Below are 25497 nucleotides of genomic sequence, written 5' to 3'. Positions count from 1 at the left end.
TATCCTTTTATGATTTTACATCACTCTTTTAATAACGAGCCGTAAGCATTTTCTTGCGAGTATAGAATTCTACGCCATCTTTTCCATTTGCATGGAGATCACCATAGAAGGATTTCTTATACCCTGAGAAGGGGAAGAATGCCATTGGAGCAGGAACTCCAAGGTTGACCCCAAGCATACCTGCATCAATTTCTTCACGGAATTCACGAATGGCTTTAGCGCTGTTGGTGTACAGGCATGCGCCATTTGCGAATGGTGACGCATTTGCAAAATCAATCGCTTCCGTCAAATCTTTTGCACGTACAACCGAAAGAACCGGTGCGAAGATTTCATCCTGCCAGATTTTCATTTCCTGTGTCACATGGTCAAAAATCGTCGGGCCAACAAAATAGCCTTCGCCGTTGGCTGCATCATCTTTACGTCCGTCACGAACAAGTGTCGCTCCCTGATCTACACCGGATTGAATGTAGCCGATTGTCCGCTCTTTATGCCCTTCACGAATAACGGGACCGAGGAAAACGCCTTCTTCCAGGCCATTGCCGATGGTAATACTGTTAGCTGTTTGAACCAGTCTATTAACGAGCTCATCTGCCACGTCTTCTTCCACGACAACAACAGAAGCAGCCATGCATCGTTCACCGGCTGAACCGAAGGCAGCATTTGTAATTTCTTTCGCTGCAGCACTAAGGTCCGCATCTTTTAATACGATTGAATGGTTTTTTGCCCCTGCAAGAGCTTGTACACGTTTGCCGTTTGCTGCTGCAGTTTTGTATATATACTCAGCCACAGGTTGAGAACCAACGAAGGATACAGCCTTCACATCCTCATTATCTAAAATGCCATTAACAACGTCGTGTGCACCATGCACAATATTTAATACGCCATCTGGAAGACCAGCCTCTTTAAACAGTTCAGCTAAACGATTAACCAACAACGGTGTTCTTTCAGATGGTTTTAATACAAACGTGTTTCCACATGCAATTGCGAGTGGGAACATCCAGCATGGAACCATCATCGGAAAATTAAACGGTGTTATTCCCCCGATTACTCCAATCGGGTAACGATACATACCCGATTCAACACCAGTGGCAATATCCGGAAGCTGCTGTCCCATCATTAAAGTGGGTGCACCTGCGGCAAATTCAACACATTCAATCCCGCGCAAGACTTCACCGTAAGCTTCTTCATAACTTTTTCCGTTTTCCAGGGTAACGAGTCTAGCTAACTCCTCCCAGTTATCAACTAATAGTTGTTGATAGCGAAATAGAATACGAGCACGTCGAGGAACTGCGACCTTTCTCCATGTTTTGAATGCTTCTTTAGCAGTTGCAACAGCTCTTTCTAAATCCTCCCTAGTCGAAAGCGGTACACGAGCAATGACCTCTCCCGTTGCTGGATTTGGTACTTCTTCAACTTGTTTACTTGTGGATTCTATCCATTGACCACCAATATAGTTTTTCAACGTTTGTACATTTTTGATTACGACCATAGCGAAACCTCCTGTTTTGAAATAACATCCTATATGTTTATTATATCTGCAAAAGAAAGCGCATTCAGTAGACAGTATGTAAACTTATTTGTATAAATTTCACTACATTCTGATAATATATAATACAAATATTTACAAAAAGTCTAAAATAAAAAAGAAACCACAGAATAGGGTTTCAACATATTTTATCGCGATTTAGAAGCAGATACATAATCATAGGCAGTAATGGCAAATTCTATCGCTTGTCGTTTATAGAAATACATAAAATCTTCGCCTAATAGCTCATTTAATTTTTGAAGTCGTTGGTAAAGTGTCTGACGAACGATATATAAATTTTTTGCGGTTTCTTGCTTAGAACCATTGCATTTAAGATAAGCTTTTAATGTTTCCATTAATTTTCCGTTATTTTGTTGATCATACATGAGTACAGGCCCTAAATAATCGGAAATAAAATCCTCAAGAGCTCCTTGCTCGTTGGCTATCGAAACTAGTCGAAAAATATACAAATCTTCATAAAAGTAACTGGAGCATTCTTTTGACATTTTCTCTTGAATAATTAATGCCTCCTGGGCCGTATGATAGCTCTTTTTTACATCGCTTAACTTGTCGATAAACTTTCCAATACTACATTTAATTTGGGCAAAGTTTTGATCCTCGGCCAATTCTTTTTGTATATGATTTATTCCTGTTTCAATTCTAATTTTCCAGTCCTCGTTTTTCCGCTTGTTTAACAATATAAAAATGATTTGGTTTTTCCTTATAGTAGATAAAAGAAAGAAACCATTTGATTGGAAAATAGAACGAAAAAGTATTTTCAAATGAGTAATTTCTAAATTTTTCTTTTCTAATTGATCAATTTTAACGAGTAAAACGACACATCCATTTGGTTCAAGATTGGATTCAAGATCAGAGAGATATCTGTATATTTGTTCTTCACTATGTGCTCCTTCTAACCATTTTTGAATCCATTCCATTTCTTTCGTCTTTCTTCGTTCTTCGACATATAATACACGTAAAATGTTTTGTGCTAGCGCTGTCGCACTGCGGTCTAAAATAAGTGATTCAAACTCTGTAATTGAATTTGATTCGGAAATAATAATTAAATCAGCGAATTTCTGATTCAAGGCTTGTATGGATTGATGGGCGATATTCATGTGCCTTTGTATCTTTTTTTCTTTCAAAAGTTGAAGGATCTGTTCCTTTTCTTTTAGCGTTTTCTTGGATATTATTTGGGTTTCACCTTGATTTGGAATAAAAAGAACGGTCATGTTTAAATGATCATGCAGTAACTTTAAGATTTTCTGTTGTGGATTAGATGTAACAAGCAGCTGGTTTAGCTGGTGTGAATAATCTTCTAGATCTGAGATCATTTGATAATGTTTTTTAATTAAAAGAGTATGCAAATCTTGTGTGATATCAACAAATCGTACTTTATTGTAAAAAACAATTAAGGGAAAATTATGGTGGTCTGCTAATTCTATAATTTCTTCTGGTATGCTGGGTATATATGTTCCTAATTCAATACAAAGTCCAGCAGCTTTGGAATCAATAAGCTGTTTGAAAAATGCAAGAAAAATCTCTTTATTTCCCTTCCATCCAACCCCGGTAGAAAGGATAAGTTCATTCCCGTTTAAAAGCTTTTCAATTTGGGTTATTTCCATAACATGAACCCATTTCACAGTTTGGTAAAGCCCAGATTTTCCTGCTATCACTTTTGCATCTCTAAAATTCTGATTCTCTAATATTTCCTGTACTGATAATTTAATGTCAAAGTTCATTGTTACCTCACACCTCTTTAAATCTTAAACAATATTTATTCTTTTCATAATTTACTATATTATACATTGTTAAATTATTAATACTATTCCAAATATTCTTTAAACAGGTCAACATAAAGACCCAGCCCTCTTTAATGTCTAACAATTGACTAATTAGCTCGTCATCATTTTCTTTAAAACCTTCTTCATTCACTTCAATAAGTGTACTCGAATTATCCAACTCTTTTAACGAAATCGTAGCAATATGTCCTTCTCCATTTGCATCCCACTGGAACACTATTTTTTTATTTAATTCGACTTCCAAAACTTCCATATCTATTTGAACATTGTATTTTGTAGTCTTTCTGTTAAAGGAAATTTCAATCGGACTCCTCTTGTATTTACTTACCACCATGTGGCTGAGAGTGACTTCATATCAAATAATAATTTTTCCTATTTGGGTAATAATAGTAATAATGATTGTCTAATTTATACAATAGTGGAGAAGTGATTATGCCGACCATTTTATATTATTTGTCTTTAGTGATGATTTCAATATTATTTGTCCTTATTTTATTTATCCTTATTGGTTGGCGTTGGATAATTAAACGAATGGTTAAACAAATGGGAAAAATCATTCTAACCGATAGTTATCAAGAGAATCTAATAGAGTTAATGCCAGGACTGCGGCATATGGGTATTCAAAATATGTTGGAAAATAGCTTACGCGCTGAAACAGGGAATATCCTTTTTCGTCCGCTTGGCGGCTCTTCAAAAAAATGGCCACATTTGGACCCAATTACGTTTATACCCGCACAAACATCACCTTTTCCAATTGACGGTGAAGAAGATGTAGATGTTGCTGTTACAATTGGACCAAAAGCAAAAAAACCAATGGAAATAAAAATCCCCCTAATGATCAGTGGAATGGGCTATGGGATTTCACTTAGTGAAGAAGCAAGGCTTTCTTTGGCGGAAGCAGCTAATAATGTTGGAACTGCGCTTAACTCTGGCCAAGGCGGAATCTTTCCCGAGGAATTAAATACTGCAGGTAAGTATATTTTACAATTCTCCAAAACAGAATGGGCAAAGGAAGAAGATGTGATTAAGCGTGCTGACATGATTGAAATTAAGTTAGGGCAGGGTGCATTGGCGGGGATGGGAAAAAAGGTCCTTCCACAAAATTTAAAAGGCCGTGCCCGTGAAATAATGGGACTTAATGATAATGAAGCAGCGATTGTTTATGAGAACTTTTTTGAAGATCAAACACTTGTCGATTTAAAACTACTTGTTGAGGAGCTTCGGGTATTATCAGGAGGAGTTCCCATTGGAGCAAAATTTGGAGCAGGAGGGAAAATTGAAGAAGATATAGACCATCTAATTTTTATGGGGGTTGATTTTATTGTCATTGACGGTGGACAAGCAGCCATGCACGGTGCACCGCCTATTTTATATGATGACTTTGGAATCCCGACATTGCATGCGATAATTAGAGCTGCAAATCATCTAGAAAAAAGAAAGATGAAGGGAAAGATTAGTTTAATCGTTTCAGGAGGACTTTTAGTCCCTGGACATTTTTTAAAAGTGCTTGCACTCGGAGCCGACGCTGTCTATTTAGGCTCTGCAATGTTGTTTGCTCTGGCACATGATCAAGTATTGAATGCACTTCCATTTGAACCGCCTACACAAGCTATTTGGTATGACGGGAAGTTCAAAGATCAATTTAAGATCGAAGATGGGGTAAAAACAGCGGAAAAATTCTTAACAGCGAGTACAGAAGAAATGAAAATGGCATTAAGAGCAATGGGAAAACGCTCTTTAAAAGAGTTGTCAAAAAAGGATTTAGTGTCCTATGATGAATTGACCGCTAAAATGATTGGAATTCCGTTTTCCTTTGAACCATTGGAAGACAATTAAAAACACGTCAATCAATTTTAAAATGAAAATAAATTACACCTCACAGCTATTTATGGCTCCTCCCTGGGGTATAAACAACATTTAGGAAATAATGTACGTTATGATATTAAAGGAAAGCACCATTAACGAGCGTTATTAGTGCTATTTTTCAGATGTTCTTAAAATCTAATGTCACTTTGATCGATAATTTGCGTGTATTTTAAGTGCTATTTTGCACATCCAACTTTAAAACCTCAGCTACCTTCGCATAAGAAGATTAGCTGGGGTCTAAATTATTTACATTCAATCATTTTTAGAACTATTCAGATCTACCTAGTAAAAAGGCGACTGCTTATTGTTCAGTAATCGCGCCCTATAGTTGAATAAGAAAAAAGGCTTCAATCAGCTTATTGGATCTCTAACTCTTTCACATTAGTTCCATGGTTTTAATACTATTTTTTCTCCTACATGCGTCGATACGTATCTCTCAGCTTCGAAAATACGAATCCATTTCGGTGTACGGTAAGTATTCATTTCCCTAATCCTTTCTTCCACTTATGATAATAAGTCGCCATGTACGTCATGATTGCCGGTATTGTTAATACGAATGATAAAATGAAGGCCCATTCACTGATGCTCTGAACTAACCCAGAAGTAAATGTCATCATTAGCCATAAAATTACCGTCATTGTAACAAAGAATGCTACTATTCCTTTAAGTGGATTTGCCAAGCGTTCTATTTTTTCTATGGTTGATTCTCGATCACTGTAAATCGGCATTGTTCCTTTCTTCGCTTTAAAAATATGCATATCCTGACTTGAACAAACATGTGTCCAACCTGCATAAGAAAACATTTCAAAGTATTCATCTTCTTCATTCGATTGTAATGTACGATAATCAATACTATAAATTATATCCTCTGGATCACCCTTTTCTAACTCATAACCAGCAAAACGAAAACTTTTTAAATGCCATCCATCTAAAGCTTTTTGTCGCATCTTCTTCATATCTTTCTCTTCTGCAAAAGCAAGACCGTTCGACATCACATATTTTGTACGTACCATCACTCATTCCCCCTTCTCAAGACCCTTTTCTGCTAATTCAATCATGACTTTTCGACGTGCAATATCATTAAGTAAGACATTATGTCCTTTTTTGGTTAATACATAAACTTTTCGTCGTGAATCTGAATCATCATATAATAAGATAAGTTCCTCCCCTAATAGTTTCTTTATAATGGTGTAAAGAGACGCTGGCCCAATCACAAATGCACCCTTTGTTGTTTCTTCGACTAAACTCATCACTGCATATCCATGCCTTGGTTCAGTAAGCGATGCCATAATATAAAATACAGAATCTGTAAGTTGTTCTAAGGATTTCAATTTCGAGCCTCCCTTATATCACTTTATGATATATCTAAAATTAATATATCGTAAAGTGATATATTAATCAATACGAAGGTTTATAAAAGTTTCTATTTGATTGGTCAAATTCCTCAAATTTCTGCTTCTAAATACGATCGTTCACAAACACAATACTAGCATTACCAAAACTATTCAATTTTTCTTGAGATTCTTCCTCCTCCATTAATTGGCTCGATTGCTGAACAAAATTAGAAGCGCACTTTTTATTTATTTCATAAATAAAGGTTCCATAATCGGCATTTACACTACTAAAAACAACCTGTTGATAATTCCATAAACTATTTGTTCCAAAACTCGTACTCTTTATGAACATACCCAATTGGATTTCTCTTTTTACAATAAGGAAACCGGCATCCATGCTTTATATAATAGTCCATAAAATCCCCTCCTTCTCTATCTGTTTTCACATAATGGCCCTTATTGAAGGCTACGCAAAACTAAACTTCCCTCCAAATATGAAACAGTAAAGAGGATTAAACAGAGCAGATGGATACTCTTTGCAATGCTTTTAGGGAATAACCCAAAGATTTGTTCCTCTTATACAAATGAGTGCTTATAAGCCTTTTTGCCATGAAACCTATATAACTTTCTCATTATTTTCTCTTGTTTTCACTAAAAAATAAGCAGTTATCAATGCAGTAATAGGAATTATTAGGGCTACACCTGTTCCGGCACAAAATATAGTGATCATTTCAGCACTAAATATTTTTGAGTTTACGATTTCTCCAACAGAATAGGATAAATCTTTAAACCATATAAGCAATGCCAAATATCCACCAAAGAAGGCAAAAAATAATGTATTCGTAGTTGTTCCTAATATATCCCTCCCAATACTTAATCCAAATGTGAATAAATCTTTCTTGCTAATGGATGGATGGTGATGTAACATTTCTCGCATGGGAGATGAAATGGCCATGGCTGTATCGATAATGGCACCAATAGTACTCATAATAATTACTGAAGCTCCAATTCTAACAAAATCTACTCCAATATAAAGGGAAAAGATGCCAAGCTCTTCTATTTCTTCTTCACCAAAACCTTGTATCATCGCACTTTCCGTTACAACGACAATAAAAAAGAGTACGATAACAATCGTGATAATAGTAGAAATGAATGCTGTTTTGGTTGTACTGTTCACTTCGTTAATAAAAAATAAATTAATATAACTAATCACCGTACATGCAATCAATGTTACGATATACGGATCATTATTTGGATTTGTCATAAAAAGGATGGTAAGAAGTAACACACCAAAGTTTAAGAAAAAAGCAAAAAATGAACGTGCTCCTTTTTTTCCACCAATCAAGATCATCAATATTAATAATATGGATGCTAGCAACATTAATACATTCATTATCTTTCCTTCTTTCGATTAACGAAATATATCGAAATATATAGACCTATCGGAATAGTTAACACGATTCCAATACCCCCAGCAAGGGCACGAGCCAATTCCAATGAAAGGTTCATGGAAAGGGTATATCCCAATGTAGAAGCATTCTTCAAATACAAAATAATCATAGGTATGGATCCACTTATATAGGCAAAAAACAAAATATTTGTCATGGTTCCCATAATGTCTTTTCCAATCTCTAATCCTGAAGTTTTAAGTGCTTTTACTGATATGTGGTTATTCTTTTCATACAACCCAAAAATCGAAGAAGACATGGTAATAGCTATATCCATTACGGCTCCTAAAGATCCGATAAATAAACCTGCCATAAACACCATTTTATAAGGACGAGTGAGAAATTGCATTTCTTCATATCGAAGGCCATTTTCTGAAGTTACCCACATAACAAGATAAGTAATGAACAGCGATAAAAAGGTCCCTAGCAGTGTTGCAATAATAGCTGCATATGTTTTTTCATTAAAACCGTTACTTAGTAAAAGGGAAATGACCGTAAATAGTATAATACTTATACTGCATATCAATAACAAACTAATGCCTGATGTATTCAGATAAACATCTAATGCATATGATAACAAAACGGCATTAACTGCCAAACTAATAATAGAAAACAGCCCTTGCTTTTTTCCAACGATAAGTAATGTCAAGATAAAAAACCATCCTACAATCAACACATATTTATCACGCTTTACATCTTTTATGGTTCCAATTAACTCTGAATTTTCTTCTGTCTTCGTATCAATCGAAACAAATAAATCATTTCCAACTTGATATTCTTGATCATAAGCTCCGGATGAGGAATATTCATTCGTTAAATGGATAAGCTGTCCTTTTTCTTCTCCATTTTGTAATTCGGCTATTATACTCTGGGTAAATAGTCGATCTTCATTTTGATGCATATCATTCAATTCAGTTGTATTTTCCAGATTTGTTTTGATGACTTTAGCTATTGGAAGTTCATAGAATGAATAATTGTGATTAACAAAGAAAACAGATGCGACAAAACAAAGTGCTATGATGGCGTACAAGGAAATATACTTGTACGCCATTTTTTTAAATATGTTTACGATAACATTCAAAAAAAAACCTCCAAATATCGGGTGGGTAAAAAAACAAGGTAGAGTCAGAATTGACTGACTCCACCCTACCTTACTAGTATTTAATTTTTTTATCTTATCATGAATAAATTTAAATTACGAAATAAAAAAATCACAATTGGTAAATAACGGGGGTTTTCCCAAAAAGAAAGAGTGTGTTTTGAAAAAAGATTGATCAAAAAACGCTCTTAACATATTCTATTGATTTACTTTTTATAAAAAAGTTTGATCAATTTTATGTTCCTTGTTCCATTAAAGCGCCCTATTATGGAATATCGTCGGTTTCTTTATGTTGGCTGCACTTTTATTAATGACAAATCCCCATTACTTTAACAAGAAACTCATTATTAAGTGATTATCTATATCTCCTTGAATATATAAATTCTGTTATGGGTAGCTGAGTCTCTTTGTATTTATACCCAACCCATTGCTTTGACAAAGGTAGCCACTAAGAATGTTACCGTAATAGCAATTACAGTAGGAATAGCAAAGGACATGAACGTCCATTTCTTACTTTTTGTTTCTTTATAAATATTAAAAAGAGTCGTTCCACAAGGAAAATGAAGTAATGAAAATAGCATCATGTTTAAGGCAGTTAACCAGGTCCATCCGTGGCTAACAAATACTTCTTTAAGTTCGGTTAAATCATCAAGCTCTAACATCGCGCCTTGGGACAAATAGGCCATAATTAAGATTGGAACGACAATTTCGTTGGCTGGCAATCCAAGGATAAAGGCTGCCATGATGAAACCATCCATACCAAGCGCTTGCCCAAAAGGATCTAAAAAGTTAACGAAATACATGAGAATACTTGTATCACCGATATAAATATTGGCTACGATCCAAGTTAATATTGAAGCTGGTGCTGCGACGATTACAGCTCTTTTTAAAACATACCAAGATTTATCGATACTTACGCGTAATACCGTATTCCAGATTTTCGGACGACGATATGGTGGTAACTCAAGTGTATAATGAGTCGGCACTCCTTTTAGCGCTGTTTTTGATAGCACCCAAGAAACAGTAATAGTCACGACAATTCCGACTAACACCATTGACATTACTGCAAATGCTGTAACAAGGGGAGCTATACCGCCAGTATATCCAGCTGCCATAAAGAGCGAAGCTAACAAAATGAGCGTCGGCCAACGACCATTGCATGGAACAAAGTTATTAGTCAAAATCGCAAGCATGCGTTCTCTTGGAGATTCAATGATTCTCGTTGACATAATGGCAGCTGCGTTACAACCAAATCCCATTGCCATCGTTATTGATTGCTTACCATGACCTCCTGCTTTCTTAAAGAGACGATCCATATTAAAGGCAATGCGTGGTAGATAACCGTAGTTCTCCAGTAAAGCAAATACTGGAAAGAAAATGGCCATTGGAGGAAGCATTACGCTAATAACCCAACCTGTACCTCTAAAGAAACCGAGAACTAGGACACCATGTAGCCAATCTGGTGCACCCATAGCATTAAAGAGCAAGGTTAATTGTCCTTCCATCCATGCAAATCCCTGTGCAAGCATACTTGAAGGGACATTCGCTCCAGCAATTGTCAGATAGAATACAGCGCCAAGCATAGCAAGCATAATGGGAAATCCCCAAATGGGTGAAGTTAACACTTTGTCTATCTTTTCTGAATGAATTCTTTCTTTATTTTTATAATTTACGACTTCTTTGCATATTCCTCTACTTGTTGTATAAATGTTTTCAACTATTTCATCTCGAAGGTTATCACTCGCCATGCCTTTAGCATAATTGAATAAATAGACTAGAGACCCCTCTCCCTCAAGTGGTTGCATTGATTGAGACATTATTAAATCCTCCTTTCCTTTTTTTCTTTTTTTGGAAGTAGGTATTTAACGAGTTGAGAATCCTTTCATCACCATCTAATAAACGCAAAGAGATCCAACGAATTGGAAATTCATCCCCGATCATTTGTCTTACCTTTGGAGCAAGCTCTTCAATTTTTGCTTCAATATCATCTGAATAGGTCATGCGATATGGATTTGTCGGTACATTTCCTTTTGCCATTTCATGGACTATATCTAACAATTCCTTGATTCCTGTTTTATTTCTTGCCGAAACTTTCACTACCGGAGTACCAAGCTTTTTACTAAGCATCTCACTATTTATCTTAATTCCTTTTTTCTGGGCTTCATCCATTAAGTTCAAGCAAACAACGACGCGGTCTGTCATCTCCATTACTTGAAGAGCTAAATTCATATTCCGTTCTAATGATGTTGCATCTAGAACGACAAGCGTCACATCTGGTTTATCAAAAATAATGTAATCACGGGCTACTTCTTCATCTACGGAATTGGAATAAAGAGAATAAGTACCAGGTAAATCTACAATGGTGTACTCAGTATCATTATGAGTAAACTCCCCCTCTGCGCGAATAACCGTTTTACCAGGCCAGTTCCCGGTGTGCTGGCGTAACCCTGTCAACAAATTAAACAACGTACTTTTCCCAGTATTCGGGTTCCCTGCAAGAGCAATTCTGTATACGCTCATCTCTTATGCACCTCCTAATTTCTCTACATGAATCTTAGAACTCTCTTCCTTTCGTAATGCAATAGTTGTGTCACTTACTCGAAATGCCATAGGATCTCCAAGTGGACTTCTTTGGATTACTGTAATTTCAGATCCCTTTACAAATCCAAGATCCAATAATCGTCTTCTCATAGTCCCTTCTAATGATAATGATTTTATAAGAACGTGATCTCCTGGTTTACAATCTGACAGACGTAACATTTTTACATCGGACATGTTTCATTCCCCTAACAAATTTTATTTCCTTAAAGATAAAAAGTTTACTCTGTGCAACTTTATGATAATCTTATTCCTTATCTCCTTAAAATGTCAACAGAAAAACGTATTTTTTTTAAAAAAATTGATCAAAACACGCCCTTAATATATTCAAACATTCTTTTATTACAAAAGTTTAATCACTTCTCTGATCCTTACTCAATAAAATGGCCCGATTGTTGAATAAGAAAAACTGTGTAGTGACAATGAAGTCATTTAAAAATAAGTTGCTCAAGGTGTATTCTTACGTGATCAACTGTCTTGATTCTCATCATAAAGTTTTTTTATTTTACGTTTTCACTGAGAGAACATGACGCTCATTTCGAAAATAAAGTTGTTTGAAAAACGGTAGAATGCAGGTTACGAAGTAATTTTTAAACGCCTTTATTGTAAATTAAACAACCATATTGTCATTCGACAAAAAACGTAATTCACATAATACCTGTTCATCTTTTTTATAAACGATTAAACTTTTATCAAAACGGTACGACTTTCTTATAAAGAGTACAACTTTGTTTCAATTCAACAGCATATTCAAAATTCATTCATTAACTATTCGGGTTAGTTTCATAAGTTAGTAATTGAAAGGAGACTGCCATCTATGGTTTTTAGAGAATCATTTTGACGCCAGAACCAAAAATGGGGACCAGCTCATTAGCTGGTCCCCATTTTCTTATCGTACTTGTAATTCAGCAATCATGTCTTCTAGACGTTCTTTTTGTGCCATAAGCTCTTCTACAGAAGGTTGGTAAGAAACTGCGCCTTCAGGTGCTCTGCCACCAAATACTGCGTTTGGTTGTACAAGGCGTTGTAATTGGCCACCATTTTGTTCATATAAACGATAGCCTACAGCTCCTACTACTGCTCCAGAAACAAACCCCATTAAGAAATCTCTGTTTAATGTCATCTTTTTCTTCCTCCATTACTATATTTTTATATTTTATATAAATTCATATATAATACATGAAATTACATCTTACATTGTATATTTTATTCGATTGCTCACACGCATCTCATGTAATAACTCTAATACATTCACAGCCCACGTTACCATCGCCATATGAAGCATATTCGATGGTCCAAGTGATACAATGCTAAGTATTCCTGTTAAAATATCAGGGTGACGCAATTTATTATTGTTATTACCATGCGATAATACTGCGTATCCCGTCGCAATGACAGCTCCATATACCAGCGCATCTGGTTTTTTCATCGATGGTTTACGAATATATGCAAATACTAGTAAAACACCAGCTACCAATGTACGAAATACATCTCCTCGTACACTTGGTGTAACATGAATCATCAGATCATCTAATGGATCTAGACGAGTTTGATGAAAAAAAAGAGATACATATTTTAATACATGATTGCGTGAAACTTCTGTTACATCATATTGAATTAACATTGTTTGAATTAACGGCTGAATACCTATAAATTGAATTCCTCTAAGCGATGCAAACATCGTTTGAATTTCATCATATTTCGTGTTATCTCGCAAAGCTGGAATATGTAAACGAATACGTCCTGGTATATCATGCAGAATATAGAACTTTGGTCTCATATTTTCCGTCTCCTTCCCATAAAATTCTTGCACTGTTAAATACAACACCAATTGTTGCAGCATTATGAATTGCTGCTCCTATAACTGGTGAAAAAATTCCAAATGCACCGAATAAAATGGCTGCTCCATTAATCACAAAAGTTGCAATAAAATTCTGTTTAATAATATTCATCGTTTTTTTCGATAACCCAACTAACTCTGATAACATTTCTGGATGATCAGATGTAATAATAATATCACTGGCCTCTGAAGCGATATCCGTTCGCTTCGCTCCCATTGTAACACCAACATTCGCATGCGCTAACGCAGGCGCATCATTAATTCCATCTCCTACCATCATCACTCTGTTCTTTCGCCCGTATTGCAACACATACTTCGCCTTATCCTCAGGTAAAGTTTCCGCATGATACCAATCAAGGCGCAATCGATCTGCCATTTCTTGAGCTACAACTTGTTTATCACCTGTTAACATGACAACATCTCTTATTCCTTGTTGACGCAAGTCTCGAATCGCTTTATACATACCGGAACGAATCTTATCAAATATACTAACGACACCTACTAGCGCCCTATCGTATGCAACGTAAATAATATTTGCATCCTTATCTATATTTTTGATGAAAGATTCCATATTTACTTGTAATTCATTCATAAATCTCAAACTACCGACCGCAATACGCTTTCCTTCCAAGTATGTACAAATTCCTTTACCAACAATTGTATCAACTTGGACATTGTCATCTCGCTTCGGAATTTCAATCCCCCACTCATCAGCTTGTCTCATAACTGCTTCAGCAATTGGATGAGATGAATTTCTTTCAGCGACAGCTGCCCATTTAATAACATCCTCTTTTTCATATCCTGCGCAAGGAATAACATGTTCTACAACTGGAGTTCCCTCTGTAATTGTACCTGTTTTATCAAGAACAACTGTGTCTAACTTCGCCATTTCTTCGAGATGATTACTCCCTTTAATAATAGCTCCTTTTTTAGCAGCTTTCCCAATCCCAGCATACAAGGCTGTCGCAGTTGATAGCTTAATACCACAAATAAAATCGATGACCAACATGTTCATCGTACGATTCATATTTCGCGTTAAAATAAAGGTAGCTATCGCTAATGCAAATGAAACCGGAACCATTTTTTCAGCTAATTTATCTGCTATATTTTGAATTGGCGCTTGTTTCTCTTGAGCTTCTTCCAATAGTTTTACAATGCGTGAAATAGCTGTATCATCGCCAATTTTCTCAACACGGACATTCAATTGTCCATTTTGCAAAATACTTCCCGCGTACACTTGCGCATTCTTTCCAACTTCTTTTGGCATATACTCTCCAGTAATAGACGATTCATCAATCACTCCATTCCCTTCTAGAATAACACCATCTACTGGTATCTTTTCTCCTGTAAATGCAACAACTGTATCATCAATTTGAATGTGCTCAAGTTGAACTTTTTCCTCTATCCCTTGTTCATTCAATCGCCAAGCATATGTTGTATCAAATTCTAGAACAGAATGAATATATTGCTTCGTTTTTTCTGACGTATACTCTGTCAATAATTCACTAATTGTAGACATCAATGTAATGACGAGCGCCGATCCTGGATTTTTCAAATATAAAGAAGCAAAAATGGAAGCTGCTGTTAATGTATTTGCATTTGCTTTCCGTTCTTTTACCACATTAGCAATTCCATCTTTTATTACCTCATAAGAAGTGAAAACAGAAGTGGCCATTGCAGTCCAATACGATACTGCTTTCCACATAAGTCCAAATTGACTACGCTGAATGTACCAGTTTGTGATTAAGACTCCAGCACATGCTACAACAGGTGCAAATTGTTTCCAAGAAAAGGAATGCTGACTCACCTTTTTTTCAAACGAAAGAAAGTTTGTTAACCACAGTTTCAAATTGGAAAAAGAGAGTGTTATATCGTGATAAACAAGTAAACTACTTGTCTCACGTGTATACGTTGCTGAAAATACTTGTGGTAACGAACGAACTAAGCTTTCTATCATCGCAGGCTGCGCCGCGCTCTTTACTTGTAACCTTGTTCTACCTGGTAAGGAATGTACCACATGAATTGAATCAAACATGCGGTCTGTCACTTCCTTTCCCTTTCACAATAGAATATGCCCAAAAAAATAGGCTAGCTGAAAATGTAGGCCCACTGCTGAAGCCATGTATTCCTTTTCCTAATAAAAACAATACAAATAAACTATCAAAATCCGCAAATCCATTCGTCTGTCTTTTAATTCCTACATCTACTGTGTCCATTGTTTTTTTCATGCCTCTCATAAGAGTAGCATCTGCATACAGCATCGCATCCGATGCAATTTGAACAATAGAATGTAGAACATCATCTAATTCTTGCTGACTAATATGAGGAACGATAAACTCTAAAGTAAAGCTTCCTGTAATAGGTGAAGCCGTTGCAGTTGAAATAAGTGGATGTTTTTCCACCTTGTCATTTAAAATGTTTGCTACTATAGGATTCTTCCAATTATCACACTGTATGCGTAATCTTCCCGGCATAGCATGTATAACTTTTATTTTTTGATCTCGAAATTGGGACATAATTTTCGGTGCAAATAAAGAAGCCCCTATGCCCATAATTGTTGATATCAAACTATTTCCCCCTACCTTACAAATCCATTCACATATACTTCATCTAGTATTCCGAACCATGCCTCTAATTCTTTCATATTTGTAATATAAGATGCATCATATGTAATAACTAAACTCCCTGTTTCTTTCGTTGACTGAATAAAAAATACAAAAGGCTGTGCTTGCAGCTTCTTTGTAATTTTATCTACTAAATTATCATTCTCTTTCCATTCAGCAGATTGTAGCCTGATACGCCCCGGAATAAAATGGACTAACTGAATGCCATATTTCCCAAGCTTTCTTTCCACATGCTTCATAGGCATGAATTCTGTAACTTTTCCAAACATAGTAATAAAAACCAACCCCTTCATTACTTTAACACTATACTTCTTTATATCAATCAATAAATCCCAATAAAGTAATTGTATTAATAAAATGTAAAATAAATCAAATTACTATACATACAACTATATTATTATTTGAATTAATTGTATACCCCCCTGATTTCACTCTAACAATATGCTACTGTAATATTTATGGTTCTGGTGCAAAAATCCCCCCCTAGACACATAGGTGTCAGTCTCTTTTCAATTGCTAGCTTATGGGGCTAACCCGAGCAGTTAATAAATGAATTTTGAATGCATTTTGTTTTTCCATACCTAGGGTAGCGTCAGGAAAAAGTGCTTAACGTTGTAAATTCACATTTTCCTGACGCTACCCCATGCCCATCAAACTAAGGCAAATTATTATCACCAAAACGAAAAAAACGCTATTCTTTCTGTAATACGATAAAAAGGATGGTGTTTTTTTATGTGTCACTTTGTGAAGGCAATCAATTAAAGCAAGTATTTATTAATATCTTAAAAAATGCGATTAAAGCGACGACAATGGGAGGAGAAATCTTGATTCAAATCGAATATGTACCTGATATGCACCAGCTAAGCATTCGATTTATCGATCACGGGTGTGGAATTCCAAAAGAACGTAAACCTTATCTAGGAGAGCCATTTTATAGTATCAAAGAAGATGGTATCGGCTTAGGATTAATGATCTGTTATAAAATTATTGAAAAGCACCAAGGAAAGATACTTATCGAAAGTGAAGTGGGCAAAGGAACGACAATTAATGTAAGTCTTCCTATAACTACCCTCGAAAATGAAGGTTCTTATTCTTCTATTTAGGTATACCATATCACCATGAAGGGGTCACACAACATCGCTATCAAGCTAAGAAAACAACTCCAATATGATAGAATATGCTTCTTTGTTACAAGAAAGCCTAAAAATTTCGTTCTGGGGGTGCAATAAAACTTTAACTTGATGGGCATGGGGGTAGCAGGAAAATGCGGATTTACAACGTTAAGGAAATGCCAATATAAAAAGCCCAATTTCTCAGCGTTACAATTGAGAAATTGGGCTTTTTTCGTTACTCCATCTATGCGCCCGATTGCTGAAGATTTTAATATAAAAGAATCAATACTTCACCACTATTTCTAATTGTGCTAACGCTCTTCGTTAGTTGATTAACAAACTCTCAAGGTAGAGTAATAGAAATGCTCAGCGACTTTATTCATCGAGCTATCTGTCAAAGAAAATTTCATATAATTTTTTAGAATTCTTTTCTGATATAAGGGCGTGGGGATCAAATGGTAAATCCTCTTTATAACACCTTACTTGTCCTAAACACTTTCCTCTTCTAGAGTAAGCTTACTATGCCTACTAGAGAAATTAATTAAAAGTTCACCATCCAATTCATAATGTATCATATATATCTATTCTTCATTTGCTTGAATTATTTTTGCAGCTAATTCTTTTATTTCACAATACACACTATCATAAATCCATTTAACGATATATTTTTTCCCTTGTTAAGGACCGTATCTCGCCCTACATCCCTGGGTTTAGGCATTACCGCAAATAATTCATATAATAAAACAGCCAAGTGCTTTTTTCAAAAAGCCTTGGCAACCTTATCAATGTTTCCAAATAAATTAAAGAAAATTATAGATTCCTAGATGGATTGACTTCCTTTGGAATTGGGCAGACATAGGTAGCCCCATCCAATCTTTCCTTCAGTTCGGCTTTTGCTTCGACAATAACTTCCGGTCGTAGTAACAATTCAACAGCTGTAGTTGCCATCACTTTGCCAGCATGAAGCATACCTTTATGACCGATGGAGGTTCCCCCTTGAGCCACTGCCTGCCAGGAATGAAGCTGGGTTCCCATCGCAAAGCAATTGGTCGCACATTGCACAGTAGGTACATTCCAGCTTACATCTCCCACATCGGTCGAACCAGTCATATGAAATGTTTTGTTCACATAAGGCATTAACACTGTTGAAAGTTCTTGTTCTTTTATCTGCTGTAGTAATTCTTTGGGTACCGGAAGCTGTGAAAGCATATGAAAAATACTATGCTTATCCGATTCTGGCATGATGGCGCGAATTTGACGGGCAAAAGCTATTTCTTCTTCGTTAAAATCTGGAACCCCTATCTTACTGAAATTATTGTACATAACAGCTGCTAACGTTTGATTAGGAATCAAGTTGGAACATCCTTTATCAAAAGTGATTTCAACTTCGGTTTCCGTCATCATGGCAGCTCCATGGGCAACCTTGCATACACGTTGGTAAATCTCTTCTACCTGCTCTATTTTTGGAGCTCGAACCAAATAGAGTGCTTCTGCCTCAGCCTGGACGACATTGGGAGCGAGCCCTCCAGTGTTGGTAATTGCGTAGTGAATGCGAGCTTCTGGTATGATATGTTCACGGAGAAAGTTTACCCCAACATTCATCAGCTCTAGGGCATCCAATGCACTGCGTCCGAGATGAGGGGAGCCAGAGGCATGGGCTGCTTTACCTTTGAATTTAAAGTACACCTGATAGTTGGCCACATTAGATACCGATGCAACTGCGTTAAAGGAATACGGATGCCAGGAGATGGCTGTGTCTACATCATCAAACAAACCCTTAAGGACCATGATCGTTTTCCCGGAGCCACCTTCTTCGGCAGGACAGCCGTAATAGCGAATTGTTCCTTTAATGTTGTTTTCCTCCATGTAATGACGAACTGCGACAGCAGCTGCCAATGAACCCGTCCCTAATAAATTATGCCCGCAGCCATGACCGTTACCTCTCAGCTGAATCGGCTGTTGAAGAGCCGTTCCTCGTTCTTGGCTTAATCCAGAGAGAGCATCATATTCCCCAAGAATAGCAATGACGGGACTCCCACTTCCATAACTTCCAATAAATGCAGTTTCCAGCCCTCCGACTCCTCGTTCTATACTAAACCCTTCTTCTTCCAGTGTTTTGCAAAGCAACTCTGAAGATTGGAATTCTTCAAACCTAGTTTCAGCATATTCCCAAATACGGTCGCTTACATGGATAAGCTTCTCTCTTTTTTGTTCAATAATATCCATTATTCTTTCACGATTAAACATAGAAACACCTTTCCTCTTTTCAAATTTATTTTCGCCTCTCACATACAGCTAGATGGCAATACTTTAATCTATAACTAAAATTACCCTACCTAACCTGTAATAGTTCTCCAGCCTGTGTATCTGTTGTGTTAGAAACTCTCAAAGTCATCCCAACCAGTAGTGAAATGCCAAGAGCTGCGATTAAAAACCAAAAACCTGCATTATAGGAACCGTTAAACTGTTGGATAATGAATCCCATCGCAGTTGGGGCAATCACACCGGCTGTTTGTCCACCCAAATAAATCATACCGGTAGCCGATCCCATTGAGGAGGAGGCTACATATTTTAGTGGCATAGTAAGAGTTGCAACTAGAGCAAAGCAAACTCCCATGTTAGATAATGAACCATATACGATAACATATACAATGGAAGGGGAATGGATAAATAAATATAATGAGACAATCCCCATCAAAGAACCAAAAACGATTAAATATTTTTCACGTCCGACCATGTATTTATCCAATATCCAACCACTGATTAGAATCGTAATAAGACCAAAAATTGACGGAATAGTTTCCACTGCTCCCATTGAAACTAAATCTAGATTGCGTATTTTAACCAAATAAGATGGCATCCATGACGCTGAACCCCAGCTTACGATGGAAATCCCAAAGTAAATTACCGTAAGTTTCCACATTAATGGAGTTTTAAAAGCCTCCTTTAACGACATTTTTCTACCAGCTGTCTTTTGGGATTCTAATTGAATTTCGACCGGATGGAAATATTTCCAAAAAAATAGAGCAAGTATCAAACCAGCAAAGCCAAGGATGACAAACATGAACTTCCAATTAAAGTGAGCAATTATAGCTGCAATAACCAGTGTGCCTAGTACTCCTCCTACCTTCCCTCCTGCAAGCAGAATCGATTTGGCACGTCCTCGCTCTTTCTGTGGAAAGGTTTCAGCGAGCGAAACTTGGCTTGCTGCAGGAAAGCTTCCTTCTCCAATGCCAAATAAAAAACGGAAAGCGATTAGAGAAAGAAATGACCATGCTGCACCGGTTACGATTGTTAGAATCGACCAAGCAATTAAGGAATATACGATTACTTTACGAGAACCTATTCTATCTGCCAGGCTTCCTCCAATCGGCTGCATAATAGCATAGCTTAGAAAAAAACTGCTAATTATAAGCCCTACTTGTGTTTCCGTTAATCCGAACTCTTTGGAAATTGGAATGACAGCTACATTAATGGCTATTCTGTCGAAGGTGTTGATAATATAACCAAATACTAGAAGTGTAAGTATTAATGTTTTGTGTTTACGGTTTGTACTAGTTGTATCCATAAATAACCCCCATTCTATTGTTAACGTTTTCATTTATAGGTTTTTTAATAACTTAGTAGGATACACCTCCTTATTAATTGGATAACATCTGTACATTAAAATATTTAAGTCATATTTAAGACTATGTCTTAAATTAATTTAACATAATATTTTGATAACTTCAATTAGTTTTTTTCCAACCAATTTCTCAAGGAAGTAGACAACATCCTAATGGTTTTATTTTAAAAATCACCATTATAAAAAAATATCAGGTACCTTATTTGGTACCTGATAGAGGTATTGCCTATTTACAATTAGTTATCCAAGGCCTTTTGAAAGTTAATTTTATAAATTTTCTTCGGTCTTCCTCTTAATTTTTCCTGCTTTTTATATATAGCACTTGCAACGCCTTTGTCCTCCAACTTATTCAGCATCCTGTTTGCACTTCTAATCGTAATTCCTAGATGGAAGGAAATGTCCTCGGATGAAAGTTCATTGCTGTTGGTATTTGAAATCACTGATAATATTTTTTGAAGTTGTAGGGATGAAATGTCTAATCTTTCACTTAGCTCATGTAACTCAGGACTAACTGAGTTTGAGTATTTTAACAAAGATCTACCTTCTAAAGGTTCAATAATTTGGTCATCTTCGGTAATAATGATAGATTGATAGGAATCCGTATCCGCATTATTATTGGCATTTTGCGCCTTTTTTCTGGCCTCATACAATGTCTTTCCAATTCCCCATCCAATATTTATATTAAACTGCAATTGTTCTTTTAAATATTCCAAAACCAAATCTGATTTAAACTGATTTGTTAAAAGTTTAAGATCTTTATAAGAAGTTATTATTTCAAAAGATAAATTATTTCTTTGAATAATAAGAGGAACATTATTTCCTTTGCTGAACGACAACAAAGAAGTGTGCAATAACATTTGGTTTAATTCCAAATCATTCAATCCATCATTAGAGGGTTCAAATGAGTCACTTGTAATATGACCAATGACAATCCGGTTCTCGGTTAATCTTCGATATTCAATTTCCTTTATCACTATTTCAAAGGTCTCAAGGATTGTTTTTAGGGTTGCATTAAGATGAACAGCCCTAATTCCAAGTTTAGTTAGCTCATTTAAAATACTACTAAAGGATGTTATTGACAGGTCAATCTTTCCAGCTTTACTAAGTTCAAGGTGCTTCTGTAACAATTCTTCATACATTTGATCAGAAATATGTCCTTCTATTATATATGGAAATTGTCCTTCTACAAAAACATCTTCTAATTCAAAAAATAAATCGGAATAACCAATATAATCGAAGCAGACCCTTGAGAAGTCAAGGTCCCTATAAGTTGTGCTGACCTTAAACATTGTCTTAAAAAAATCACTTTCACTTGGCATATAGCTAAATGTAGGAGTCTTAAATTCGATAACTTCTTTTTCTAATGATAAATAAGCAAGATGATTCATGACAATCCCATCGAATAAAAATTGAGTTTCAGTATATATTTGTTTTATTTCAACCAATTTTTTATATGTAAAAAAGGTTAACTCACACTGTGTTTTTAATAACTGCTCAATGGGTTTTATCTCTTCTAATGAATTGTATGCAACTAACACTCCAATTCTAATCAATCCAAAATCGTCTCCCTACTATTTTCTTTATACTATAATAGTATTCGAATTATTTTGAAACAAATTACTACATTGTTTGTATTCAAAAGTGCCTTATGAAAGTTTACAAGAAAACAAACAAACCCATTTAAGGTTATCTAAAAATGGATATTGTTGGACTTTACTATTGATAAATTTAAACCTTTCATAATCTCCCTCAATGCACCTGTTAGCTGTTCTCCTATTCTCTCAAATTTAATTTTAACAATTATTACATATTGGTTCAATTTCTTATAGAGCTACCCTGCCCCGTTAGTTGCATAAAGAAAAAGCTACCTTAAAGACAGATCCGATCTTAAGCTAACGCCCCTGTTAGTTAAGAAAAAGGTCGCCGCAGCAACCCTTTGTTAAACTATCGCACCATTTAGGTCAAAACGTTTCAATTAGTTATCATTAGGTTTAACTTCTCAAATCATTGTTCTTTTAACAAATCACAATCATAGTTTTAGGACCATTCTTACTGTTTTAAGGATATGTCCATCAAAGTTATCATCAAATTCAGATATAACTTCTAACCCTTTTGCCTTGTAAAACGTTGTTCCTATTTGATTATCTTTTTCTACATTGACAAAAATTTCTTTTGCACCTTCTAAGTACTTAATGCCCTCTTTTAGTAAAGCAGTTCCTATTCCTTTTCCTTGGTATTCTGGGTTTATATAAATTGCTCCAAGTTCTGCCTCCCCGCCTTCTTTTACAGGAGAGAAGTTAGCGAAGCCTACAATTTTTCTATCAACCTCTGAAACGAATATAAAAGAACCCTCTAAACGTTTTTGCATCATCTCATCATTATAAGCAGACTTTAAGAAATTCCCCTGAATTTTAAGAGGGATAATGCCTTCATAGGTAGAATTCCAACTTGTTTTTGCAACTTGTTGAACTTGATGTATGTCCTCCATTTGCATTTTACGGATAGTAAAATTCATTTACATCCCCCTTTCATATGTAATTATTATTCTTGTTTATTTGGATTTAATCATTTTAATATAAATTCCATTAATTAGTCAGAAAATCCTTTTTTTCTTATGCAACTATCCTGCCCTGATAGTTGCTTAAAGAAAAAGTCGCCTTAAAGACAGCTCCGATCATAAGCTAACGCACCCGTTAGTTCTATAAGAAAAGCTAACCTTATTCAAGAAACGCGCCCGTTTGTGGCATAAAATGACAAGGTCACGGAAATGAGCCACTTTATTTAAAGTAACGTTCTTTCTGCATTTTAAAGTGAATAAAATCACTTTAAGGAAATAAATTGAAAATAATAAAGAAGTAAACAAAAAAGAGAAAGAAGGAACCGGGAATTTCCAAGAAAGGTTGTGGTGAACATCAAGGTTAGGAATTTTTATTATCTGATTGCAGGCGTCCTTGCGATGCTGTTTGCCGTCACGCACGCATGGAACGGGCAATCCGCTGTGCTACCGACGCTCAACATTGAGGCGATATCCGTTGGTACCCGGACAGTATTCACGTATGTCTGGCACATCATCACGGCGGAAAATCTGATCTTCGGCATCGCTTTCATTTTCATGTCATTCCAAACCGAGCGATCAAAGATCCGGTTTGCCGCATGGTTGATCGCGGCGATCCTGATTGTCCGACTAATGGTTATTCTTGGTGTAACGGCATTGCTTGACGTATCGGGGCTTACGGATACGCTTATAGATTCGATTGCCATCGTAATCTATGTCGCCCTCATCATACTGGGCACAAGAATGAAGAAAAAGCAGTACGATGGTCAGCAACCACAGTAACAGAGATGTCCGAGTTGTCTTCTACTCTGTAAGAGGATAAACCCCATGCCCATCATGCTAATAACAAAAAACGAGTTTGATACTACCGTTTTTCTCAAAATCCGAATCAACTGGGACCTTAACAGAATGTCATGCAGACCTAGATGAGCGTTATCAAGCTTCATTTTTAAATTCAATTTTCTACGCAGCAGGTCGAGATTTCCGTGTACACTCATAGACCCTAGGATGTCAAATATGGTTTTTTTCTCATAGCGATGGGACTTGCGTCCATTCTTTTCAATCATTCGAAAGATCTTTTATAGCAACGTTTTTCTGATGTCCGATAATAAAGGATAGAGGACATTAACACCAGGAATTAAAGATTCTAATGTCCTCTAAGCCTTAACCAAAAAGGATTTTATTATTTCCGCTAAAGTTTAAATGTAAAAGTTACAGGTATCTTGGGGTTACCCGTTATTCCAGAATATGGCCCAATTGTTGAATAAAGATCAAACAGCACTCTTCAACTAAACTGCCCCGATAGTTGCATAAAGAAAAAGTTGCCTTAAAACAGCTTCTATCTTCAGTTAACGCACATGTTAGTTGAAGTAATTTTTAATTTCGTTCTTATTTGTCACAACTAATATCTTATTATCGTATATCCCAAATTTATTATAAAAATTTTCCCTACTTCTTCAAAATATCTATTCCACTTAAACATTTTAAAAAATATATTTAATGTGGGTTTATAGTTTGACCTTTCTAATCCAATCTTTTGTAAGATAAATCTTTTTATTATTCGATAGGTTCTCACTGAATAATTTGTATCTAAGAAAATAATTAATTCCGCATTACGAAAACTATTAGACACCCATTCTTCATTATGAACCCCCTCTACAATCCATGTTTCAGAATTAATAATAGTATTAAAATATTCTTCTCTTTCTTCTTCAGTTCTTCTAATATCTCCAGATTCATACCTTTTCCAAATAACATTATCCAATTCATAAAGTGGGATATTTAACTTAGAGGATAACTCTCTTGCTAAGGTTGTTTTTCCACTACCAACTGAACCTATAATATGTATTTTATTTGGAATGTTTTTTTCAATAAGACCACCACCGTCATTAGAGTTCTTTATATCAAATTTATTCTATTTATTTATTTGGAATGTCCTCTTCCAACTTCCACTATCCTGCCCCGATAGTTGAAAAATCGAGTAGGGGGAAAATAAGTGTATTATTTTCGCCCCTCTCACAACACCGTACGTACGGTTCGCGTATACGGCGTTTCAATTTATATCACAGT

General features: G+C 35.8%; 23 protein-coding genes and 1 pseudogene. 3 read left to right on the top strand and 21 right to left on the bottom strand.

Annotated elements, in window-relative coordinates:
• Nucleotides 1-28 precede the first annotated feature (28 nt).
• From ACQKMR_RS25130 to ACQKMR_RS25120, 3 genes are all read right to left on the bottom strand, one after another.
• Nucleotides 29-1489, bottom strand: coding sequence for a CoA-acylating methylmalonate-semialdehyde dehydrogenase (locus ACQKMR_RS25130; protein WP_427699729.1), 1461 nt, complete (start codon nt 1487-1489; stop codon nt 29-31).
• 185 nt (nt 1490-1674) lie between these two features.
• Nucleotides 1675-3267, bottom strand: a complete 1593-nt coding sequence (locus ACQKMR_RS25125) for a PucR family transcriptional regulator (protein WP_427699728.1) — start codon at nt 3265-3267, stop codon at nt 1675-1677.
• A gap of 7 nt (nt 3268-3274) precedes the next feature.
• Nucleotides 3275-3661 carry an SRPBCC domain-containing protein gene (locus ACQKMR_RS25120; RefSeq protein WP_427699727.1) on the bottom strand — a complete coding sequence of 129 codons (387 nt, stop codon included), beginning with the start codon at nt 3659-3661 and terminating at the stop codon, nt 3275-3277.
• A 98-nt stretch (nt 3662-3759) separates the two neighbouring features.
• On the opposite strand from ACQKMR_RS25120, the gene ACQKMR_RS25115 reads away from it, so the two are divergent.
• On the top strand, nt 3760-5163 hold the full coding sequence (locus ACQKMR_RS25115; protein WP_427699726.1) for an FMN-binding glutamate synthase family protein: 1404 nt from the start codon (nt 3760-3762) through the stop codon (nt 5161-5163).
• Between the two features lie 509 nt (nt 5164-5672).
• Here the strand turns inward: ACQKMR_RS25115 and ACQKMR_RS25110 are convergent.
• From ACQKMR_RS25110 to ACQKMR_RS25050, 13 genes are all read right to left on the bottom strand, one after another.
• The gene (locus ACQKMR_RS25110) at nt 5673-6206 is read right to left on the bottom strand and encodes a DUF2812 domain-containing protein (protein WP_427699725.1); all 534 of its coding nucleotides are present in this window, start codon (nt 6204-6206) and stop codon (nt 5673-5675) included.
• 3 nt (nt 6207-6209) lie between these two features.
• On the bottom strand, nt 6210-6524 hold the full coding sequence (locus ACQKMR_RS25105; protein ID WP_427699724.1) for a PadR family transcriptional regulator: 315 nt from the start codon (nt 6522-6524) through the stop codon (nt 6210-6212).
• Nucleotides 6525-6651: 127 nt separating this feature from the next.
• On the bottom strand, nt 6652-6885 hold the full coding sequence (locus ACQKMR_RS25100; RefSeq protein ID WP_427699723.1) for a hypothetical protein: 234 nt from the start codon (nt 6883-6885) through the stop codon (nt 6652-6654).
• Between the two features lie 258 nt (nt 6886-7143).
• Nucleotides 7144-7920, bottom strand: a complete 777-nt coding sequence (locus ACQKMR_RS25095) for a YibE/F family protein (RefSeq protein WP_427699722.1) — start codon at nt 7918-7920, stop codon at nt 7144-7146.
• On the bottom strand, nt 7920-9056 hold the full coding sequence (locus tag ACQKMR_RS25090) for a YibE/F family protein (protein ID WP_427699721.1): 1137 nt from the start codon (nt 9054-9056) through the stop codon (nt 7920-7922). The genes ACQKMR_RS25095 and ACQKMR_RS25090 overlap by 1 nt, the downstream gene beginning before the upstream one ends.
• 431 nt (nt 9057-9487) lie before the next feature.
• Nucleotides 9488-10822, bottom strand: a complete 1335-nt coding sequence (locus ACQKMR_RS25085; protein WP_427699737.1) for a nucleoside recognition domain-containing protein — start codon at nt 10820-10822, stop codon at nt 9488-9490.
• Nucleotides 10823-10865: 43 nt separating this feature from the next.
• Complete coding sequence (locus ACQKMR_RS25080) at nt 10866-11594, bottom strand: FeoB small GTPase domain-containing protein (RefSeq protein WP_427699720.1); 729 nt, start codon at nt 11592-11594, stop codon at nt 10866-10868.
• Between the two features lie 3 nt (nt 11595-11597).
• Nucleotides 11598-11849, bottom strand: coding sequence for a FeoA family protein (locus ACQKMR_RS25075; RefSeq protein WP_427616709.1), 252 nt, complete (start codon nt 11847-11849; stop codon nt 11598-11600).
• A 712-nt stretch (nt 11850-12561) separates the two neighbouring features.
• Complete coding sequence (locus tag ACQKMR_RS25070; protein ID WP_427699719.1) at nt 12562-12795, bottom strand: hypothetical protein; 234 nt, start codon at nt 12793-12795, stop codon at nt 12562-12564.
• 69 nt (nt 12796-12864) lie between these two features.
• The gene (locus ACQKMR_RS25065; RefSeq protein WP_427699718.1) at nt 12865-13452 is read right to left on the bottom strand and encodes an HMA2 domain-containing protein; all 588 of its coding nucleotides are present in this window, start codon (nt 13450-13452) and stop codon (nt 12865-12867) included.
• Complete coding sequence (locus tag ACQKMR_RS25060; protein ID WP_427699717.1) at nt 13424-15547, bottom strand: heavy metal translocating P-type ATPase; 2124 nt, start codon at nt 15545-15547, stop codon at nt 13424-13426. The genes ACQKMR_RS25065 and ACQKMR_RS25060 overlap by 29 nt, the downstream gene beginning before the upstream one ends.
• Nucleotides 15540-16079 carry an HMA2 domain-containing protein gene (locus ACQKMR_RS25055; RefSeq protein ID WP_427699716.1) on the bottom strand — a complete coding sequence of 180 codons (540 nt, stop codon included), beginning with the start codon at nt 16077-16079 and terminating at the stop codon, nt 15540-15542. Before ACQKMR_RS25055 ends, ACQKMR_RS25060 begins: the two co-directional genes overlap by 8 nt.
• A gap of 11 nt (nt 16080-16090) precedes the next feature.
• Nucleotides 16091-16405, bottom strand: coding sequence for an HMA2 domain-containing protein (locus ACQKMR_RS25050; RefSeq protein WP_427699715.1), 315 nt, complete (start codon nt 16403-16405; stop codon nt 16091-16093).
• 474 nt (nt 16406-16879) lie between these two features.
• On the opposite strand from ACQKMR_RS25050, the pseudogene ACQKMR_RS25045 reads away from it, so the two are divergent.
• Nucleotides 16880-17239, top strand: a pseudogene (locus ACQKMR_RS25045) (ATP-binding protein); the annotation flags it as partial.
• An 819-nt stretch (nt 17240-18058) separates the two neighbouring features.
• Here ACQKMR_RS25045 and ACQKMR_RS25040 read toward each other — a convergent pair.
• The 4 genes from ACQKMR_RS25040 to ACQKMR_RS25025 all read right to left on the bottom strand — a co-directional run bounded on the left by ACQKMR_RS25040 (nt 18059) and on the right by ACQKMR_RS25025 (nt 23388).
• Nucleotides 18059-19495: a M20 family metallopeptidase gene (locus ACQKMR_RS25040; protein WP_427699714.1), complete on the bottom strand. Its 1437-nt coding sequence runs from the start codon at nt 19493-19495 to the stop codon at nt 18059-18061.
• Between the two features lie 85 nt (nt 19496-19580).
• Nucleotides 19581-20816, bottom strand: coding sequence for an MFS transporter (locus tag ACQKMR_RS25035; protein WP_427699713.1), 1236 nt, complete (start codon nt 20814-20816; stop codon nt 19581-19583).
• 293 nt (nt 20817-21109) lie between these two features.
• Nucleotides 21110-22426, bottom strand: a complete 1317-nt coding sequence (locus tag ACQKMR_RS25030) for a transcriptional regulator (protein ID WP_427699712.1) — start codon at nt 22424-22426, stop codon at nt 21110-21112.
• Nucleotides 22427-22902: 476 nt separating this feature from the next.
• Entirely contained in the window at nt 22903-23388 is a 486-nt protein-coding gene (locus ACQKMR_RS25025) for an N-acetyltransferase family protein (RefSeq protein WP_427699711.1), read from the bottom strand.
• 387 nt (nt 23389-23775) lie between these two features.
• On the opposite strand from ACQKMR_RS25025, the gene ACQKMR_RS25020 reads away from it, so the two are divergent.
• On the top strand, nt 23776-24210 hold the full coding sequence (locus ACQKMR_RS25020; protein ID WP_427699710.1) for a hypothetical protein: 435 nt from the start codon (nt 23776-23778) through the stop codon (nt 24208-24210).
• 619 nt (nt 24211-24829) lie between these two features.
• On the opposite strand, the gene ACQKMR_RS25015 is transcribed toward ACQKMR_RS25020, so the two are convergent.
• Nucleotides 24830-25267 (bottom strand): AAA family ATPase, encoded by a 438-nt coding sequence (locus ACQKMR_RS25015; protein WP_427699736.1) that lies wholly within the window; start codon nt 25265-25267, stop codon nt 24830-24832.
• Between the last annotated feature and the right edge of the window lie 230 nt (nt 25268-25497).

Source organism: Peribacillus sp. NPDC096540 (assembly GCF_050278525.1).
Lineage (GTDB): Bacteria > Bacillota > Bacilli > Bacillales > DSM-1321 > Peribacillus.
Note: the sequence above shows the minus strand (reverse complement) of the source record. Positions and strands in the feature narration are given on the sequence as shown.